The following is a 16,363-nucleotide window of genomic DNA, read 5'->3' as shown; positions in this document are numbered from 1 at the left end:
CGGCGCCGACGGCCCAGCGGATCGTATGCGAGCACGAGGAGGCCACTGTGGCGACGAAGACGGCGACCGGCGGACTGAGCCGGATCACCATCGTGGCGCCGCGTACCAGGATGGACCTGGCGCTGCCGTCCGACGTGCCGCTCGCCGACCTGCTCCCCACGCTGCTGCGGTACGCGGGCGAGGACCTGGCCGACGAGGGCGTACGGCACGGCGGCTGGGCCCTGTCCCGGCTCGGCGGCCAACCGCTCGACGGTGGCCGTACCGCGGCGCAGCTCGGGGTACGCGACGGCGAGGTGCTCTACTTCAACCCGCGTGCGGCGACCGCCCCCGAGATCGTCTTCGACGACGTGGTGGACGCGGTCGCCACCTCCACCACCCAGCGGGCGGGCGCCTGGCAGGTGGGCACCACACGGGTGTTCGCGGTCCTGCTCGCCGCCTCGGCGCTGGCCGGGGGCGCGGTGGCGACGCTGCTCACCGGCCCGCCGCAGCTGCCCGGCGCGGCCGCCGCCTTCGTGGTCGCGGTGGCGCTGCTGGTCGGCGCCGCGGTGCTGTCCCGGGCCGCCGGTGACAGCCGCACCGGCGCGGTGCTGGCCCTCGTCGGAATCGGTTACGCGGGCGTCGGCGGCCTGCTGGTGCTCGCCGGGGACCGGACGCTCGGCGAGCTGGCCGGCCCGCACGTCCTGCTCGCCGGCACCGCCGTGGTGGTGTTCGGCGCGATCGCCGCGCTCGCGGTCGGCGACCGCCTGCCGCTGTTCCTCGGCGCGGTGGGCGTGGGCGGCGCGGTCGGCCTCGGCGCGGTGCTCAGCCTGGCCTTCGGCATCGGCGCGGCGGCCTCGGCGGCGATCGTCGCGACGGTCGCGTTCGGCGCGCTGCCCGCGCTGCCGATGCTCGCCTACCGCCTGGCCCGGCTGCCGGTGCCGTCCATCCCCACCGGACCGGACGACCTCAAGACCGACACCGAGTCGGTGGACGGCCCGTCGGTGCTGCGCAACAGCGAGCGCGCCGACGGGTTCCTCACCGGCCTGCTCTGGACCGTCTCGCTGCTGGTGCTCGGCGGCGAGGTGGTGCTCGCCGAGGACGGCCGGCTCCCGGCGGTCCTGCTCTGCCTGGTGCTGGCGCTGCTGTCGCTGCTGCGGGCACGCCCGTTCCTCAGCCGCGCCCAGCGCACGCCGGTGCTGCTGTCCGGCACCGTCGGCCTGGGGCTGGTCGCCGCCGCCACGTTCGCCGCGGGCTCGCTCGCGGTACGGCTCGGGCTGATCCTCGGCGGCCTGGCCGTGGTGGCCGTGATCAGCCTGGTCTACGGCCTGACAGTGGCCGGCAAGCGGATCTCCCCGGTCTGGGGCCGGACCCTGGACATCATCGAGATCCTGCTGATCGTCGCGCTGGTGCCGCTGACCTTCTGGGTCTGCGGCGCGTACGGCTGGATCGTCAACCTTCGACCGTGACCGTCCCCATCGCGGTGCCGACCGGCGCGGTGGCGTAGACGCCCGGACCGTGCTGGCCGTCCAGCGGACGGGCCGGCACGCCCGCGCGCCGGGCCATCTCCCGGACCGCCTTGACAAGCGCCTCGGCGTGCCCGTCCATGGCCGCCACCCGCAGCAGCGGCGGCACCCGCCGGCCGCCCGGGAGCACCACCGCGGCGACCGTGTGCGAGGGCGCGGAGGTGGCCGTGACCGCGTCCACGAGCGCGCCGAGCGATCCGTTGGGGCGTACCCGCAGGGCCAGGCAGCGCTGCGTCCAGCCGCCCCCGCGCAGGCTGGTCCACGTCTCCACCGGGGACTCCGGCGCGAGGTCGAGCCCGGCCCCGGACACCACCGCCGCGTGCAGTTCGTCGCGGTCGAGCACCCGGTGGGCGAGGCCGGCGGCGTTGAGCGCCTTGCCGAGCCGGCCCACGCCGGCCGCCACCGTGCGGTGCACGCCGCGCAGCCCGCCGCCCCGGCTCACCGTCTCGGCCCGCGCGTCGGACACCGACAGGCGCAGCGCCACCCACACGGTCCGGTACGCGGACGGCGGCGCGCCGGGAGCCGGGTACCAGACGAGGGTGTGCGAGACGACCTGGGTCTGGGTGACCGGGCCGGAGAAGTCGGCGAGCACCGCGAGCGCGCGGTCCACCACCGCCGCCTCGACCGAGCCGGCGGGCGCGCCGGGACGGCCGGTCAACGCCAGCGCGGCGAACCAGCCCCGGTCGTCCTGCCCGATGCCGAGCCGGGTGCCGCGCTCGGTCAGCTCCACCACTGTCAGCTCCGGCGCGAGCGCGGCGAGCCGCGGGTCACCGCCGGGCGCCGCACCCCGGGCCCGGTCGCGGCGCCGGCGCAGCCGGCGGCGGAGCATCAGGTCCTCGTACCACCAGCGGCCGCCCCGGCGCGCGAAGGCCGCGCCCACGGCCAGCAGCGCCAGTACGGCGACCACCGCGAGCAGCCACGTCGGGCCGGCGGTGGCGAACCAGACGGCGAGCGCCGCGCACTCCACCGCCACGAGCTGCCCGACCACGATCGGGCCGAGCCGTCCCCGGCGGCGCCTGTCCGCCGGGGTGACCGGCCGGTCCGCCGGTACTGCGGGAGCGGTGGCGGTACGACCGGGTGGCGCCTGGAGCTGCGTCATCGGTGTGCGTCCCTTCTGGACATGCTGGGCCTCCGCCGGGCGGCTGCTGTCGTTCGGGCGGCGGACGGGGTCCGGCGCACCCCCGACGGCCCCTTATCGTAGGGAAGCCCGCGGCGCCGCTCGGACCTGTCGTCGTGGACCCACCCCCGCCGGAGGTTAGTCATGCGGACCCGCCGCGATCAGGTGCAGGCGTACCGCTTCGTCACCCGCCGCATCGTCTCCGCCCTGCTCTCCGGCGACCCGGAGACCAACGAGCTGCCGATGCGCCGCCTCGGCATGGCGGTGTTCGGCAGCGTCATCGCGGCAGCCGTGGTGCTCGGCGGCGTGGGCGCGTACGGGCAGCTCACCAGCAACTCCGCGCCGCTGGAGCCGAACACGCTGGTGATCGAGCGGGAGACCGGCGCGACGTACTACTTCGGCGAGGACAAGGTGTTGCGCCCGACGCTCAACTACGCCTCGGCGCGGCTGATCGTCAACGACGCGGCGGCGCAGCCGCGCACCATGTCCCAGGCGTCGATCAAGGACCGTCCACGCGGGCGGCTGGTCGGCATCGTGGGCGCCCCGGACGACCTGCCGGATCGCAAGTCCCTGGTCGGGCTCCCGTGGTCGGTGTGCGACGTACCGGATCCGAACGACCCGCAGCGCTCCACCACGCATCTGGTGATCGACCGCGCGCTGCCGGGCGGCACGTCGCTGGCCGACCGGGCCGTGGTGGTGCGGACCAGCGACGCCCGCTACCTGCTCACCGGCGGTTCCCGGCTGCGGGTGGCCGGTGACGAGCAGGCGCTGGTGGCGTTGAAGATGGCCGGCGCGACGAACCTGACCGTCGGGCAGCAACTGCTGAACGCGGTCCCGGTCGGTCCGGTGCTGCGCAAGCCTTCGATCGCCGGGGACGGCGGCGCGAGCGGGCTCACCGTGGCCGGCCGGCCGGCCCGGATCGGCCAGGTCTACCAGGCCGCCGGCCAGTACTACGTGCTCACCCGGCAGGGCCTGGCCACCGTCCGGGAGGTCACCGCGCTCCTGCTGCTCGGCGGCGGCGGCGAGGTGACGCAGATCACTCCGGACGAGGCGGGCCGGCTCCTCACCGACCAGCGGCTGGACGCGGACGGCCTGCCGGCCCGCCTGCCGGCGCTGCACGAGGTCCGCGTGGGCCGCACCGTGCTCTGCGCCACCTACCGGCCCGGCCCGGCGGGCCAGCCGCCGACCACCACGCTGGAGGTCTTCGACACCGCGCCGGCCGAGCTGACCTCGGCGACCGCGATGCCGGCGCGGCAGGGCGGCCGGGACGCGGTACGCACCGCCGAGCACGTGCTCCTGCCCGGCGGCAAGGGCGTGCTGGTGCAGGCCACGGCCGGCGAGAGCGGCAAGGCGGCGGCCGGGTCGACGGTCTACCTGATCACCGCGCAGGGCATCCGCTTTCCGCTGGGCACCGCCGGGGGTGACGCCAAGAGCGCGCTCGGATACGGCGACGTGACGCCGCTCGCGGTGCCCGCCTCACTGCTGGCGCTGGTGCCGACCGGCCCGACGCTGTCCCGGCAGGACGCGATGGCGTACTTCGATGCGTCAGCGCCCGCGGCGCCCGCCGCGACACCCTCGGCCGGTGGTGCGGCCGCCCAGGTCCAGGGCGGTTGACCGCCCTCCCCTCATCCGAAGTGGAGGATCCGCGTCACGGGTCGCCCGGGTTGGCACGCTTCGACTAACCTGAGTGCGGCGTACGGTTATCGACGAGGACTACGGGGATGCAGCCATGACGGGGCGCACGACAGTAGACGTACTGTCCTTGGAGGAGTTCCACCAGCGGCTCGAGCGGCGCCTGGACCAGGCGGAGTCGGTGTTGCGCAAGCTCAACACCCAGATGCAGTGCCGCCCGCCGGCCCTCGGCACGTTCACCGACGCGACCGACAACGCGCGTCGCTACTCCGAGACGCACCAGAGCTACGTCAACCACGTCGACCGGCTGCGCCGGGCGATCCTGGCCGCCCGCGAGGCGACCCAGAAGATCATGACGAACTACAAGACCGCCGAGGCCCGCAACGCCGCCGCCGCGGCCGACATCGCCGCCGCCCTCTCCGGGCTCGACGAGGCGATGAAGCAGCCGAAGGAGGACCCGCGTGTCTGAGTACACCCGGCGCTACGAGCACGTCAGCCACGAGGAGCTCTACCAGGACGTCAAGGCGGGCGACCCGAAGCAGATCGAGGCGCTGAGCGCCCAGTGGACCTCCCTGAAGGGCACGCTCGACGACCTCGGCCGCGATCTGACCGCCGACCTGGAGGCGCTGACGAAGACCTGGTCCGGCGACGCCGCGCGGGAGTTCCACCGCCGGCTGGGCATGGTCGTGAGCTACTCGGGCAGCCTCGCCGAGGGCATGACGGGCATCCGGCAGGGCCTCGACATGATGTCCAGCGAGCTGCGGGCCGCGCAGGCCAAGGCCGAGAGCCCGGAGAAGACGGAGGACAACGACAAGCTGCTCTCCGGCGCCGGCAAGGGCTTCCTGCTCGGCGGCGCCGCGGGCGCGGTGATCGGCGGGATCGTCGGCCACCAGCAGGACAAGGCCGAGCAGGAGAAGGCGCACCAGCGGATGGTGCAGGTCGTGGCGAAGCTCGCCGAGGGCTACGACTTCTCGGCGTACAGCCGGATCGTGGTGCCGGAGCCGCCGGCGGCCGAGCTGCCCGGCCACACCGGTAACGGTGACCCCACGCTGCAGAACGGCCCGTCGGTGAAGACGCCGTCGTCCGGCCCGAGCCTGGGCAGCTTCGGCCCGGGCGCGAGCGCCACCGCGACCAGCTCGGGCGTGCACCACGCGGCCCCGACCGGCGGCACGCCCGGTGCGGGCACTCCGGGTTCGGGCGCTCCGGGCGGCCAGCCCGGCGCGGGCACCCCGGGTTCGGTGCCGACCACCGGGACGGTCGACCCGGGCGGCACCTCGCTGGCCGGCGCCACTCCGCTGACCAGCACCCTCGGCGGTCCGACTGTCGGCGGCGGCCCGGGCTTCGGCCCCGGCGGCGGCCCGGCGACGATGACCGCCGGCGGCCCCGGCGGCGGCTCGCTCTACGGTGCCCCCGGCGTGCTGAGCACCGGCGCGCTCGCGGGCACCGGCCCCAACTCGGCGGCCTCGGCCCGCCTCGGCGGCATGCCCGGCGCGGAGACCCGCTCGGCAGCCGGCACGGGTCGGCTCACCTCCGGTCGCGGCCTCGTCGTCGACGCCGGGAGCAAGTCCGCCGAGCGCACCGGCGGCGCAAACGGGCGGCCCGCGATGGCCGGCCGCGGCGGCGTGCTGGGCGGGCGCGGCGGCCACGGCGACGACGAGTCGGACGGCCGGCTGACCTGGCTCACCGAGGACGAGATGGTCTGGGGCGACGGTGACGCCGCTCCGCCGCCGGTACTCGGCGGCAACTGACCCCGGCATCCACGAGACGGCGCGGCACCCCGGCAGGGGCGCCGCGCCGTCTCGCGTCGGGCCTGCGTGAGGGTCCGTCCACACCGACTCGTGTGGTGGCTCACGTAACCCGCAAGATCTTTGAGCTGCAAGATCGTCTGCCGACCGATAGGTTGAATTGGTGCTGCCCGTAGCGTTCGCCCCGTCCACCTGGACGGCGACGCTGCGCCGAATCGCCCGCACGGCGGTGGCCGGCCTGGTGCTGATCGTCGGCCTCCAGGGCATCGCCGCCACACCCGCCCACGCCACCGCGTCCTCGCACGCCACCGCCTCGCACGCCGTCGAGCACGTCGCGACGATCGAGCACGTCGCCGTCATCGAGCACATCGCGACGCCGCGGGCGGTCACGGCCGGCCACGCACGTTCCGCCGCACTCACGGCGGGCGACGCCACGACCACTGCCCTGCGGACCACCGGTCCCGGCACCGGCCCCGCCGTCGCCGAAGCCTCTTCCGCCGGCTCCGCCGGGCGCGTCCCCGGCACCGAGGTCGTCGCCGCCGCCGACCCCGGCCGCGCGCACATCGCCCGTCGCGGTCCGCCGCGCGCCTGACCGGGCGCCCTTCCGGTACGCCCCGGCGCGGCCTCACGGCCGCACGCCTCGCGCCCTGCCGCGCGTGCCGCGTCTCCGTTCACGACGCGCACCCGCCCGGATGCCCGGGCCACAACCGCTTATCGTCCTTCGTTCCACCTTGAGGTGCTGGTGATGCAGACCGTCTTCTCCGCCGTCCTGCCCGACATGCCCACGGCCGCCGTGATCTGGCTGGTCCTGCTCGCCGTGGCCGCGACAGTGGTGGCCGCGCTGATCGTCCGCCCGTCCCGGTTCCGCTCGGAACTCGTCGACCGGATCAGCGACGCCGCCCGGCCGAGCAGCATCGAACAGGCCGAGCGGGCCCGCGTACAGGACCGGGACCGGGACCGGGACCGGTACGCCGACGAGGTCGCCGTGGCCGCCTCCCGCGCGGCGGCTACCGCGGAGCGCAGCCGGGCGGAGTGGCTGACCGCCCAGGAGGAGGCCGAGTCGGCCTGGCAGGCGTACCAGGCGGCGGAGGACGACGTACGGCGCCTGGCTGCCGCCGCGGCGCTGCCGCTGCCCCGGACCGCCCGGACCCCGGCCGAGTACGCGGACCGGGAGCGCTGGCTGCACCGGGCCGCGATGGACGCCCAGTGGCGCAACGAGATCACGGTGCGGCAGCTCAGCGACATCCTCGGCGGCAACGGCTGGGACCCGACCCGGCACCCGGTCGAGCAGGAACTGCTGCTGCGCCGGCTGGTCCGGGACAACCTGGCGGCACGGCACCGGGCCGCCGCCCAGCGGGAGCAGGCCGCCTGGCAGGCAGCCGAGCTGGCCGCGGCCGCGGCGCAGAGCCTGCGCGACGAGGTGTTCGCCGCACTGCACCCGGTCGCCGAGCCGCAGGCGGAACTGTCCATCGTCGGGTTCGCCGGGCCGGAGACCACCCGGGAACTGCCGGCCGGGGCGGCGGCCGTCGAGGTCACCCGCGAGCTGCCCCCGGTGGCCCGGGGACGGGCGGCAGTCGCGGCCTGAGAGTTCGCTGCCGGCCGGTGCCACGTCAGCGGGCGGCACCGGCCCGGCTCGACTAGCGTGATGGCGTGTCCCGTGAAGCCTGGGTGCTCGTCGTGCTCGCCGCCGTCGTCGCGGTGGCGATGCTGGCCGGGGCGGTGGTCCTCGCCGTCCGGCTGGTCCGCACGCGCCGCATGCTCGGCGCGCTCGGCGCCGGCGGCAAGGTCGCGTTCTACGGCGCGCTGATCTACACGATCCTGCCGGTGGACCTGCTGCCCGACCCGATCTACCTGGACGACATGGGCGTCCTGGCGGGTGCGCTGTTCTACCTGGGCCGGCTGGTCGCCAAGCACCGCGCCGAGCAGCGGGCCGCCGGGGAGTCCCCGGTGAAGACGCTGCCGCCGGCACCCCGCCGCTGAGGTTCCACAGGTACGCCGAACGAGGAGACGACATGGCGGGACGGCACCGGTTGGATCCGGGCGACGAGCGGGTGGCCCGCTTCTTCGCGGACCGGCACCTCGCCACGCTCACCACACCCCGTGCCGACGGCACCCCGCACGTCGTACCCGTGGGGGTGACCTTCGACCCGGCGGCCCGGCTGGCCCGGGTGATCACCTCCGCCGGGTCGGCGAAGGCCCGGCACGTCGCGGTGGCCGGGCCGGACGGCGTCCCGGTCGCGGTGTGCCAGGTCGACGGCCGGTGGTGGCTGACCGTGGAGGGCCGGGCGGTGCTGCGCCGCGACCCGGAGTCGGTGGCCGAGGCCGAGCGCCGGTACGCCGAGCGGTATCGCACCCCGCGCCCGAATCCGGAGCGGGTGGTCATCGAGATCGCGGTGACCGGGCTACTGGGAAGTCTCCCCGGCTGAGCCGTCCGTCCGGTTCCGGTGTGGCCCCGGCCACGCCTGGAAATGGCGTGCCGCAGTAGGGCGGTTGAACTCTCCGTACGCCGAGCGCCACTCCTGGTGCCACGTCTCCCGCACGGAGCCGTCGACCCCCGAATGGAGCCTCGACAATGAATCCGATCATCCGTAAGTGCGTGCTGTCCGTCGCCGGCCTGGCCGCTGCCGGCGGTGCCGTCGCCGGCCCGGCCGCCGCCCATGCCGCCCCGGTCAAGGGCAAGGGTGACCGTGCCGCCGACTACGAGTACCAGGCGCAGCCGAACTACTTCTACTGCGGTCCCGCCTCGACCCGGATCGCGCTGTCGGCCGAGGGCAGGGACGTGAGCCAGGACGAGCTGGCCGCCAAGCTCGGCACCACCGAGAACGGCACCGACTCGGCCATCGACATCACCCGGGTGCTGAACGAGTACACCGGAGGCAAGTACCGGACCACCGAGATCCGCGACGACGTGGCCACCCGTGGGCAGGTCGACCGCCTGCGCGCGGACATCCGTACCGCTGTGGACGACGACCGGCCGGTGGTGGCGAACATCCTGGGCGGTGCCCGGGACATCGACGGGGTGGAGCACAGCTACCCCGGCCACTACGTGACTGTGGTGCGGTACGAGGGCGACGGCGACCGGGTGCTGATCGCCGACCCGGCCCGGCCGGACGAGCCGACGTACTGGATGGACGTGACCGAGCTGGCCAACTGGATCGCCGGCCGCGGCTACAGCTCCTGACCCCGCCTTCTGACGCACGGGCCGGTCTCCCCTGTGGAGGCCGGCCCGACGCCGCGGCGGCCACGCTCCCCATCCGGGGGCGTGGCCGCCGTCGTGTTCCGGCGCCGAAGCGGGCGTACGTCAGCGACCGGTGTCGCCTTCGCCGGTGCGCTGCTGCGCCATGTCGACGCCCTTGTCGATCTGCGCGTCGTACTTGCCGCCGCTGCGCTTGTCGGCGGCGTCGCCCGCCTTCTCGATCCCCTGGTCGACCTGCTTGTCATGCTTGTCCGCGAAGTCCTTGGCCTTGTCCATGAAGTTGCTCATGTCCGATCTCCCTTCGATACGTTGAATGCCTTCCCTGAGGCCGGGGGCACAAACACCGGGTGGGTGGTTACCGCCCTGGTGTCGGATCGATCCCTGTCGGGTACCAACGGCCACGATCGAGGAGGGCGACGTGGACGACGACGCTGGTATACCCGGGCGGGCACCGACCGCCGGACCGCGACAGACGTGGGCCGGACTTCCCTGGCCGGTACGCACGGCTGTCACCTGGAGCGCCTGCCTCCTGGTCGTGACGGCCGGGCTGTGGCTGCTCGGGCAGATCGCCGTGTTGCTCGCGCCGCTCGCCGTGGCGCTGGCCGGCACGCTCTTCCTCGCCGCGCTGCTCGACCCGGTGCTGGTACGCCTGCGCCGGCTGCGGGTGCCGGCCGGGCTCGCCGCGCTGCTGAGCATCCTGCTGCTGCTCGGCATCCTGGGCGGCGCCGGCGTCCTGGTCTGGAACCTCACGGCGAGCCAGTTCAGCGAGTTGAGCCAGCAGCTCGACGAGGGGTTGCAGCGCACCCGGGACTTCGTCACGTCGAGCCTGCCCGTCACCGACCAGCAGCTCGACCGGCTCGTCGAGCAGATCCGGCAGGGCCTGAGCAGCGGCGCACCCGACCCGGTCGCCGGGGCGCGCAAGGTCGCCGAGGTCGCGGGCGCGGTGCTGCTCGCCCTGGTGCTGCTGTTCTTCCTGCTCAAGGACGGCCGTTCGATGTGGCGTTGGGTGCTGCGCAGGCTGACCGGCCCGCGCCGGGAGCTGACCGCCGAGGCGGGACGGGCGGGCTGGCGGACGCTCGGCGCGTACAGCCGGGGCACGATGATCATCGCGGCCATCGACGCCATCGGCATCGGGCTGGCGCTTGTGGTGTTGCGTGTCCCGCTGGCCCTGCCGCTCGCCCTGATCACGTTCCTCGGCGGCTTCGTGCCGATCATCGGCGCCACGGTGGCCGGTGCGGTGGCGGTGCTCGTCGCGCTCGCCGCGAACGGCCCGACCACCGCACTGCTCACGCTTGCCGCCGTGATCGCCGTCCAGCAGATCGAGGGCAACCTGCTCGAACCCCTGGTGATGCGGCGGCAGGTGCAGCTTCATCCGGCGGTCATCCTGGTGGTGGTCACCGCCGGCACGCTGGTCGCCGGGGTCGCCGGTGCGTTCGTGTCGGTGCCGATCGCGGCGGTGCTCTGGCGTGTGCTGGACACCGTGCAGCGGCACCGCGCCGCCGAGCGGAGCGGGAACGCCGCACCCGGCCCGGCCGCCGATCCCGGCCGAGCCGCCGAAGCAGCGGGCTGACGGCTGACGGCTGACGGCTGACGGCTGACGGCCGGCACGATCGGACAGCCACCCGGCGCCGGCTGACTGCCGACACGAGTTGCGGGCCGCCGGGACCGCTCCACGCGGGCTGGTCAGGCGGGGTGCGGCTGGCGCAGGTGGGTGGTGAACCAGGTGCCGGCCTGGTCGGCCACCTGCTCCAGCGTGCCGGGCTCCTCGAACAGGTGCGTGGCACCGGGCACGATGCGCAGCTCGGCGAGCTCGCCCAGCGCGTCCCGGGCCTGCTCGTTGAGCACGATCACCTGCTCGTCCAGGCCGCCGACGAGCAGCAGCGTCGGTGCGCGTACCGCAGTCAGGGAGCTGCCGGCCAGATCCGGCCGCCCGCCCCGGGAGACCACCGCGCCCACCCGGTCCGGCCGGGCCGCGGCGGCGACCAGGGCGGCGGCGGCACCGGTGCTGGCACCGAACAGCCCGATCGGCAGCCGGCCCAGTTCCGGGTCGGCGTCCATCCAGTCGACGATCCCGGCGAGGCGCTCGGCCAGCATGCCGATGTCGAAGCGCAGCTCGGCGGTGATCTCGTCCCGGGCCTCCTCGTCGGCGGTCAGCAGGTCGACCAGCATCGTGCCGAGCCCGCGCTCGTTCAGTGCCCGCCCGACTGCCATGTTGCGCGGGCTGTGCCGCGAGCTGCCGCTCCCATGAGCGAACAACACCACCCCACCGGCCCTCGCCGGCACCACCACGTCCCCCACGAGCCCGCCCGCAACCACAGGAACCGAAACCTCACGCATCCCCTTCACCGCCCCTCCCGCTCTCCCCGCGCATACCCCCCACCCCGACGATCATGAAGTTGACGGCCCAGAAAGCGCTTCCTCACCCCGCCAACCTCATGATCACCCCCGCGTGAAGGGTTGCGTTGACGTCGGCGGCAAGGTTTAGCGTCAATCGGCAGAGAGGGACGGGGGCGGCGGATGCGGATCGGGGAGCTGGCGCGGCGGGCCGGTACGAGCACCCGCACCCTGCGCTACTACGAGGCACACGGACTGGTCCGTCCGCACCGGTCCGCCAACGGATACCGGGTCTACGACGAGGCGGAACTACGCGTCGTCCGCGAGATCCGGTCCCTGCTGGCGATCGGCTTCGGTCTGGACGACATCCGCCCGTTCGTCGCCTGCCTGCGCGCCGGGAACGACTCCGGTGACGTCTGCCCCGATTCGGTGGCGGTGCTGCGGCGCAAGCTCGCCGAGGTGGACGACTACCTCGACCGGCTCGGCGACGTCCGCCGCCGGCTGCACGACCAGCTCGCCCACGCGATCATCCAACGGGAGGAAACATGCCTCAGGACACGGGGACCGGACGGCTGACAGCGGTCACCGACGAGACCTTCGCGGCCACAGTGCTGGCCGCCGACCGGCCGGTCGTGGTGGACTTCTGGGCCGAATGGTGCCCACCGTGCCGGGTGGTGTCGAAGCACCTGGCCGAGCTGGCCGAGGAGTTCGGCGACGCGCTGCGCTTCGTGGCCGTCAACACGGACGAGAACCCCGCCACCACGCGCGACCACCGGATCATGTCCGCGCCGACCATGCTGGTGTTCCGGCGCGGCGAGGTGGTCGGCTCGATCGTCGGCTCCCGCCCCAAGGACCACCTGCGCCGCAGCTTCGCCCAGCACCTGGACGGCTGAGCCCTCGACCGGGACGGTTGAGACGCCGCCGGGCGGGAACGCGCGGGGTGACCACGGACCCCGACCGATCGCGAGGATCGTCATGGCGAAACAGGACAGGTCCCGGGAACAGGAACGCACCGACCAGGAACGCCGTGAGCAGGAGCTGAAGGACTCGCCGGACTGGGCCGACCGCGCCGCGACGGCGCGTACCGCCGACGACCCGCGGGCCACGGCGCCGCGCGACGCCGGCGGGCGTCCGTCGAACGGCCGCCAGTTCTGAGGTACGCCTACCGAGCGGTCCCGCCCCTGGGGGCGGGGCCGCTCAGTCCATGCGTTCGGGCAGGTGCATCAGCGGCGCGCGGCCCTGCGGCTGCTCCGGCTGCGGCCCCTTCGGGTGTGCCGGGGGCACCGGCACGGTGACCGGCTGCGCGGAGGTGACCCGCAACGGCTCGCCGTGGTGCCGCAACTCCACGACGGTGTCCGGCCCGCCGTTGCGCAGCGAGTACGTCGTCTGGTGCGGCCGGACGTCGACGCGCAGCCGCATCCCGTGCCACTGGAGTGAGAACTCCAGGCGGCTGAGGCGGCTGGAGAGCCGGGGTGCGAAGGAGAGCGTCCCGTCGTGGTCACGCAGCCCGCCGAAGCCGGCCACGAGCGCGATCCAGGCGCCGGCCAGGGACGCCATGTGCACGCCGTCGCGGGTGTTCTCGTTGAGGTCGTGCAGGTCCATCAGCGCGGCCTCGCGCAGATAGCGGTGGGCCAGTTCGAGGTAGCCGACCTCGGCCGCCAGCACCGCCTGGGTGCAGGCGCTCAGCGACGAGTCGCGTACGGTGCGCCGCTCGTAGTAGACGAAGTTGCGCAGCTTCTCGGCGGCGCTGAACGCGTCGCCCCGCCAGTGCATGGCGAGCACCAGGTCGGCCTGCTTGACGACCTGCTTGCGGTAGAGGTCGAAGTACGGGTAGTGCAGCAGCAGCGGGTACTTCTCCGGCGGCGTGTGCTCGAAGTCCCACTCCTGGAAGCGGGTGAACCCCTCCACCTGCTCGTGGACGTCGGTCTCCGCGTCGTACGGGATGTGCATGTCGTTCGCGGCGTCCCGCCAGGCGGCGGCCTCCTCCTCGGTGACGCCGAGGTCGAGCGCCTGGTCCCGGTAGCGCATCGCGCAGTCCGCCGCGGTCAGCAGGTTCCGCTGCGCCATCAGGTTGGTGTAGACGTTGTCGTTCTTCACCGCCGTGTACTCGTCCGGGCCGGTCACGCCGTCGATGTGGAACCGTCCGGCGCGGTCGTGGTGGCCGAGTGAGCGCCACAGCCGGGCGGTCTCGACGAGCAGTTCCAGGCCGATGTCCCGTTCCAGCGCCTCGTCGCCGGTCACCAGCACGTAGCGGCGCAGCGCGTCGGCGACGTCGGCGGCGATGTGGAACGCGGCGGTCCCGGCCGGCCAGTACGCCGACGACTCCGGCCCTTCGATGGTTCGCCACGGGAAGGCCGCCCCGGCGAGGTTCAGTGTGCGGGCGCGTTCCTGCGCCTGGGCCAGCGTGTCGTACCGCCACTGCAACGCGTCGCGCACGGCGCCCGGCTGGGTGTACGTGAGCACCGGCAGCACGAACATCTCGGTGTCCCAGAACGCGTGGCCGTCGTACCCCGGGCCGGTGAGGCCCTTGGCCGAGATGGGCCGCCGTTCCGCGCGGGCGCCGGCCTGGAGGACGTGGAAGAGACCGAACCGGACGGCCTGCTGCACCTCGGGGTCGCCCTCGACGCGCACGTCGGCGGCGTCCCAGAACGCGTCCAGGTATTCGCGCTGGGCCCGGCGCAGCCCGTCCCAGCCGTCGAGCCGGGCCGCGGCCAGTGCCGCGCCGACCTGGTCGCGCAGCGCCGGGAGGGACCGGCGGCTGGACCAGCCGTACGTGAGGTACTTGACCACCCGGAGCGTCTGGCCGGGCTTGAGCACGCAGCCGATGGTGGTGCGGACCCAGTCCTCGTACCCCTCGCTCTCGATCGTGGTGCGTTCGGGCCCGTCCACGTCGTGGCCCATCGCGGCGGCGACCCGCAGCCCGCTGACCTTGGTGCGGTGGATGAGCTGGCCGCCGTCGTCGGTGGTCAGCTCCTCCTCGGCCTGCAACGGCGATTCCAGCACGGCGGCCACCCGGGGGTCGCGGCTCTGCGGCGGCAGCGACTCGTTGGCGACCAGCTCGGACTGGAGGATCAGCCGCAGCGGCCCGTCGACCGGCTCGACCTCGTAGTGGATGGCGGCCACCGAGCGCTGGGTGAACGACACCAGCCGGGTGGTACGGACCTTCACCTCGCGTCCGGCCGGGGAACGCCAGTGCAGGTCCCGCTGGAGCGTGCCGGCGCGCAGGTCGAGGACCCGCTCGTGGGCGAGGAGTTCGCCGTAGCGCACGTCGAGCGGTTCGTCGTCCACGAGCAGCCGGATCAGCTTGCCGTTCGTGACGTTGACGATGGTCTGCCCGGACTCGGGGAACCCGAAGCCGGCTTCCGCGTACGGCAGCGGGCGCAGCTCGTAGAACGAGTTCAGGTAGGTGCCGGGCAGCCCGTGCGGCTCGCCCTCGTCGAGGTTGCCACGCAGCCCGATGTGCCCGTTGGAGAGCGCGAACACCGACTCGGACTGGGCCAGCACGTCCATGTCGAGCCGCATCTCCCGGACGTGCCAGGGCTCGACCGGGTACGCCCGTTCCCGGATCACGCGGCCGGCTCCGCGGCGAGCAGTTCGGCGAGGTCGGTGACCACCACGTCGGCGCCGTGCGCGAGCAGTTCGCCGGCCTGGCCGACCCGGTCGACGCCGACCACGTACCCGAATCCGCCGGCCCGTCCGGCGGCCACCCCGGCGAGGGCGTCCTCGAAGACGGCGGCCTGGGCCGGTTCGACGCCGAGCAGCCGGGCGCCTTCCAGGAACGTGTCCGGGTCCGGTTTGCCGCGCAGCCCGTTCGCGCGGGCGACCACGCCGTCCACCCGCGCCTCCAGCCAGTGGTCCAGCCCGGCGGCGTGCACCACGGCGGCGCAGTTGGCGCTGGCCGAGACGACAGCGCGGCGCAGCCCGGCCGCGGTGGCCGCCTCCAGGTAGCGCACCGAGCCCTCGTACGCCTCGACGCCGTTGTGCTCGATCCGCTGGAGCAGCACGACGTTCTTACGGTTGCCGAGACCGTTGACGGTGTCCGCCTCGGGCGGGTCGTCCGGCGATCCCTCGGGCAGCGTGATGCCGCGCGAGGCCAGGAATGTGCGCACCCCGTCGGCGCGCGGTCTGCCGTCCACGTACCGGTTGTAGTCCGGTCCGCTGTCGAACGGGTGGAACGGCTCGCCGGTTTCGGCCGACCGTCGCCTCAGGTACGCGTCGAACGTCTCCGCCCAGGCGGCGTTGTGCACCTTGGCGGTCTGCGTCAGCACACCGTCCAGATCGAAGAGACACGCGCTCACGTGCTCGGGGAGGCCCAGCATCGCTTGAATCTAACCAGAGCCCGCGCCGGGTAAACACCGTTCCGGGCTCAGCGGTTCGGACGCAGCGTCCAGATCACTGTGAGCGAGGAGGTGAGCGTGCCGTCCTCGGTGCGGACCTCCACCTCGACCGGGAACTCCGGCCGTCGGCCGGCGTCCAGCTCGGCCAGCACCTCGGCGGGGACGCCGCCGAGCCGCGCGGTCGCCAGCACCGGGCCCATCGCGATCTTGCGGAAGTGGACCGACGCGGTCACCGGCAGAGGTACGGCCCGGTCGAGCACCTGCCCGAAGGCGGCCAGGACTGCCGCGCCGGAGGCGCTCTCCCCCAGCGTGAACATGGCCCCGGCGTGCGGGCCGCCGAGGTGGTTGTGGTGCGCCGGCAGGTCGGGGAGCCGGGCCACGACGCGGACCCCGCCCTCGGCCTCGGGCGCCACCTCGACGAACTCGATCCCGAGCGTGCGGGCGAACGGCACGGCGTCGAGGAGACCGGCCGCCACCTGGCGAGAGTCGATGCTCATGCC

19 protein-coding genes are annotated in these 16,363 nt (G+C 74.1%); 13 read left to right on the top strand and 6 right to left on the bottom strand.

The features are described from left to right. Positions 1-47 precede the first annotated feature (47 nt). Positions 48-1,445, top strand: a complete 1,398-nt coding sequence (gene eccD / locus ACGFIA_RS10805) for a type VII secretion integral membrane protein EccD (RefSeq protein ID WP_393259608.1) — start codon at positions 48-50, stop codon at positions 1,443-1,445. Here the strand turns inward: eccD and ACGFIA_RS10800 are convergent. Then, positions 1,429-2,601 (bottom strand): type VII secretion protein EccE, encoded by a 1,173-nt coding sequence (locus ACGFIA_RS10800; RefSeq protein ID WP_357383250.1) that lies wholly within the window; start codon positions 2,599-2,601, stop codon positions 1,429-1,431. The two genes, eccD and ACGFIA_RS10800, sit on opposite strands and share 17 nt — an antisense overlap. A 162-nt stretch (positions 2,602-2,763) precedes the next feature. On the opposite strand from ACGFIA_RS10800, the gene eccB reads away from it, so the two are divergent. The 8 genes from eccB (at position 2,764) to ACGFIA_RS10760 (ending at position 9,177) form a co-directional block, all read left to right on the top strand. Next, positions 2,764-4,233 carry a type VII secretion protein EccB gene (gene eccB, locus ACGFIA_RS10795; RefSeq protein WP_357383248.1) on the top strand — a complete coding sequence of 490 codons (1,470 nt, stop codon included), beginning with the start codon at positions 2,764-2,766 and terminating at the stop codon, positions 4,231-4,233. 115 nt (positions 4,234-4,348) lie between these two features. Beyond that, positions 4,349-4,720, top strand: a complete 372-nt coding sequence (locus ACGFIA_RS10790; RefSeq protein ID WP_393259605.1) for a hypothetical protein — start codon at positions 4,349-4,351, stop codon at positions 4,718-4,720. Further along, complete coding sequence (locus ACGFIA_RS10785) at positions 4,713-5,999, top strand: WXG100 family type VII secretion target (protein WP_357383244.1); 1,287 nt, start codon at positions 4,713-4,715, stop codon at positions 5,997-5,999. The genes ACGFIA_RS10790 and ACGFIA_RS10785 overlap by 8 nt, the downstream gene beginning before the upstream one ends. Positions 6,000-6,159: 160 nt before the next feature. Then, positions 6,160-6,588: a hypothetical protein gene (locus ACGFIA_RS10780; protein ID WP_357469889.1), complete on the top strand. Its 429-nt coding sequence runs from the start codon at positions 6,160-6,162 to the stop codon at positions 6,586-6,588. A gap of 153 nt (positions 6,589-6,741) precedes the next feature. After that, a complete protein-coding gene (locus tag ACGFIA_RS10775) occupies positions 6,742-7,581 on the top strand; it encodes a hypothetical protein (protein ID WP_393259603.1) in 840 nt (279 codons plus the stop codon). 65 nt (positions 7,582-7,646) lie between these two features. Continuing rightward, positions 7,647-7,976: a YkvA family protein gene (locus ACGFIA_RS10770; protein ID WP_357383238.1), complete on the top strand. Its 330-nt coding sequence runs from the start codon at positions 7,647-7,649 to the stop codon at positions 7,974-7,976. A 32-nt stretch (positions 7,977-8,008) separates the two neighbouring features. Continuing rightward, positions 8,009-8,422: a pyridoxamine 5'-phosphate oxidase family protein gene (locus ACGFIA_RS10765; RefSeq protein WP_357383236.1), complete on the top strand. Its 414-nt coding sequence runs from the start codon at positions 8,009-8,011 to the stop codon at positions 8,420-8,422. A 146-nt stretch (positions 8,423-8,568) separates the two neighbouring features. After that, a complete protein-coding gene (locus ACGFIA_RS10760) occupies positions 8,569-9,177 on the top strand; it encodes a C39 family peptidase (protein ID WP_393259600.1) in 609 nt (202 codons plus the stop codon). A 120-nt stretch (positions 9,178-9,297) separates the two neighbouring features. On the opposite strand, the gene ACGFIA_RS10755 is transcribed toward ACGFIA_RS10760, so the two are convergent. Next, the gene (locus ACGFIA_RS10755) at positions 9,298-9,480 is read right to left on the bottom strand and encodes an antitoxin (protein ID WP_357387651.1); all 183 of its coding nucleotides are present in this window, start codon (positions 9,478-9,480) and stop codon (positions 9,298-9,300) included. 130 nt (positions 9,481-9,610) lie between these two features. On the opposite strand from ACGFIA_RS10755, the gene ACGFIA_RS10750 reads away from it, so the two are divergent. Then, positions 9,611-10,762, top strand: a complete 1,152-nt coding sequence (locus ACGFIA_RS10750; protein ID WP_393259598.1) for an AI-2E family transporter — start codon at positions 9,611-9,613, stop codon at positions 10,760-10,762. A gap of 113 nt (positions 10,763-10,875) precedes the next feature. Here the strand turns inward: ACGFIA_RS10750 and ACGFIA_RS10745 are convergent, their stop codons facing one another. Then, positions 10,876-11,529 carry a dienelactone hydrolase family protein gene (locus ACGFIA_RS10745; protein WP_393259596.1) on the bottom strand — a complete coding sequence of 218 codons (654 nt, stop codon included), beginning with the start codon at positions 11,527-11,529 and terminating at the stop codon, positions 10,876-10,878. A gap of 180 nt (positions 11,530-11,709) precedes the next feature. Between ACGFIA_RS10745 and ACGFIA_RS10740 the strand changes: the two genes are divergently transcribed. The 3 genes from ACGFIA_RS10740 to ACGFIA_RS10730 all read left to right on the top strand — a co-directional run bounded on the left by ACGFIA_RS10740 (position 11,710) and on the right by ACGFIA_RS10730 (position 12,681). Then, positions 11,710-12,102, top strand: a complete 393-nt coding sequence (locus tag ACGFIA_RS10740) for a MerR family transcriptional regulator (RefSeq protein WP_357479571.1) — start codon at positions 11,710-11,712, stop codon at positions 12,100-12,102. Further along, the gene (locus ACGFIA_RS10735; protein ID WP_357479574.1) at positions 12,072-12,419 is read left to right on the top strand and encodes a thioredoxin domain-containing protein; all 348 of its coding nucleotides are present in this window, start codon (positions 12,072-12,074) and stop codon (positions 12,417-12,419) included. The genes ACGFIA_RS10740 and ACGFIA_RS10735 overlap by 31 nt, the downstream gene beginning before the upstream one ends. Before the next feature lie 82 nt (positions 12,420-12,501). After that, the gene (locus ACGFIA_RS10730; RefSeq protein ID WP_350816704.1) at positions 12,502-12,681 is read left to right on the top strand and encodes a hypothetical protein; all 180 of its coding nucleotides are present in this window, start codon (positions 12,502-12,504) and stop codon (positions 12,679-12,681) included. Between the two features lie 42 nt (positions 12,682-12,723). On the opposite strand, the gene ACGFIA_RS10725 is transcribed toward ACGFIA_RS10730, so the two are convergent. From ACGFIA_RS10725 to ACGFIA_RS10715, 3 genes are read right to left on the bottom strand one after another with little or no spacing between them, the layout of a single operon-like run. Beyond that, on the bottom strand, positions 12,724-15,096 hold the full coding sequence (locus ACGFIA_RS10725) for a glycoside hydrolase family 65 protein (RefSeq protein WP_357387639.1): 2,373 nt from the start codon (positions 15,094-15,096) through the stop codon (positions 12,724-12,726). Then, positions 15,093-15,845 carry a beta-phosphoglucomutase family hydrolase gene (locus ACGFIA_RS10720; RefSeq protein WP_393259593.1) on the bottom strand — a complete coding sequence of 251 codons (753 nt, stop codon included), beginning with the start codon at positions 15,843-15,845 and terminating at the stop codon, positions 15,093-15,095. Before ACGFIA_RS10720 ends, ACGFIA_RS10725 begins: the two co-directional genes overlap by 4 nt. 47 nt (positions 15,846-15,892) lie before the next feature. Continuing rightward, positions 15,893-16,360: a DUF4442 domain-containing protein gene (locus ACGFIA_RS10715; protein ID WP_357479584.1), complete on the bottom strand. Its 468-nt coding sequence runs from the start codon at positions 16,358-16,360 to the stop codon at positions 15,893-15,895. Between the last annotated feature and the right edge of the window lie 3 nt (positions 16,361-16,363).

The sequence above is a fragment of the Micromonospora sp. NPDC049203 genome (assembly GCF_043197215.1).
Lineage (GTDB): Bacteria > Actinomycetota > Actinomycetes > Mycobacteriales > Micromonosporaceae > Micromonospora.
Note: the sequence above shows the minus strand (reverse complement) of the source record. Positions and strands in the feature narration are given on the sequence as shown.

Excerpts from the sequence above, each read along its gene's own strand:
- ACGFIA_RS10730 (WP_350816704.1), top strand. The coding sequence starts at position 12,502 with ATGGCGAAACAGGACAGGTCCCGGGAACAGGAACGCACCGACCAGGAA.
- ACGFIA_RS10765 (WP_357383236.1), top strand. The coding sequence starts at position 8,009 with ATGGCGGGACGGCACCGGTTGGATCCGGGCGACGAGCGGGTGGCCCGC.
- ACGFIA_RS10735 (WP_357479574.1), top strand. The coding sequence starts at position 12,072 with ATGCCTCAGGACACGGGGACCGGACGGCTGACAGCGGTCACCGACGAG.
- ACGFIA_RS10740 (WP_357479571.1), top strand. The coding sequence starts at position 11,710 with ATGCGGATCGGGGAGCTGGCGCGGCGGGCCGGTACGAGCACCCGCACC.
- eccB (WP_357383248.1), top strand. The coding sequence starts at position 2,764 with ATGCGGACCCGCCGCGATCAGGTGCAGGCGTACCGCTTCGTCACCCGC.
- ACGFIA_RS10760 (WP_393259600.1), top strand. The coding sequence starts at position 8,569 with ATGAATCCGATCATCCGTAAGTGCGTGCTGTCCGTCGCCGGCCTGGCC.
- ACGFIA_RS10775 (WP_393259603.1), top strand. The coding sequence starts at position 6,742 with ATGCAGACCGTCTTCTCCGCCGTCCTGCCCGACATGCCCACGGCCGCC.
- ACGFIA_RS10720 (WP_393259593.1), bottom strand. The coding sequence starts at position 15,845 with ATGCTGGGCCTCCCCGAGCACGTGAGCGCGTGTCTCTTCGATCTGGAC.
- ACGFIA_RS10715 (WP_357479584.1), bottom strand. The coding sequence starts at position 16,360 with ATGAGCATCGACTCTCGCCAGGTGGCGGCCGGTCTCCTCGACGCCGTG.
- ACGFIA_RS10790 (WP_393259605.1), top strand. The coding sequence starts at position 4,349 with ATGACGGGGCGCACGACAGTAGACGTACTGTCCTTGGAGGAGTTCCAC.
- ACGFIA_RS10745 (WP_393259596.1), bottom strand. The coding sequence starts at position 11,529 with ATGCGTGAGGTTTCGGTTCCTGTGGTTGCGGGCGGGCTCGTGGGGGAC.
- ACGFIA_RS10800 (WP_357383250.1), bottom strand. The coding sequence starts at position 2,601 with ATGACGCAGCTCCAGGCGCCACCCGGTCGTACCGCCACCGCTCCCGCA.
- ACGFIA_RS10755 (WP_357387651.1), bottom strand. The coding sequence starts at position 9,480 with ATGAGCAACTTCATGGACAAGGCCAAGGACTTCGCGGACAAGCATGAC.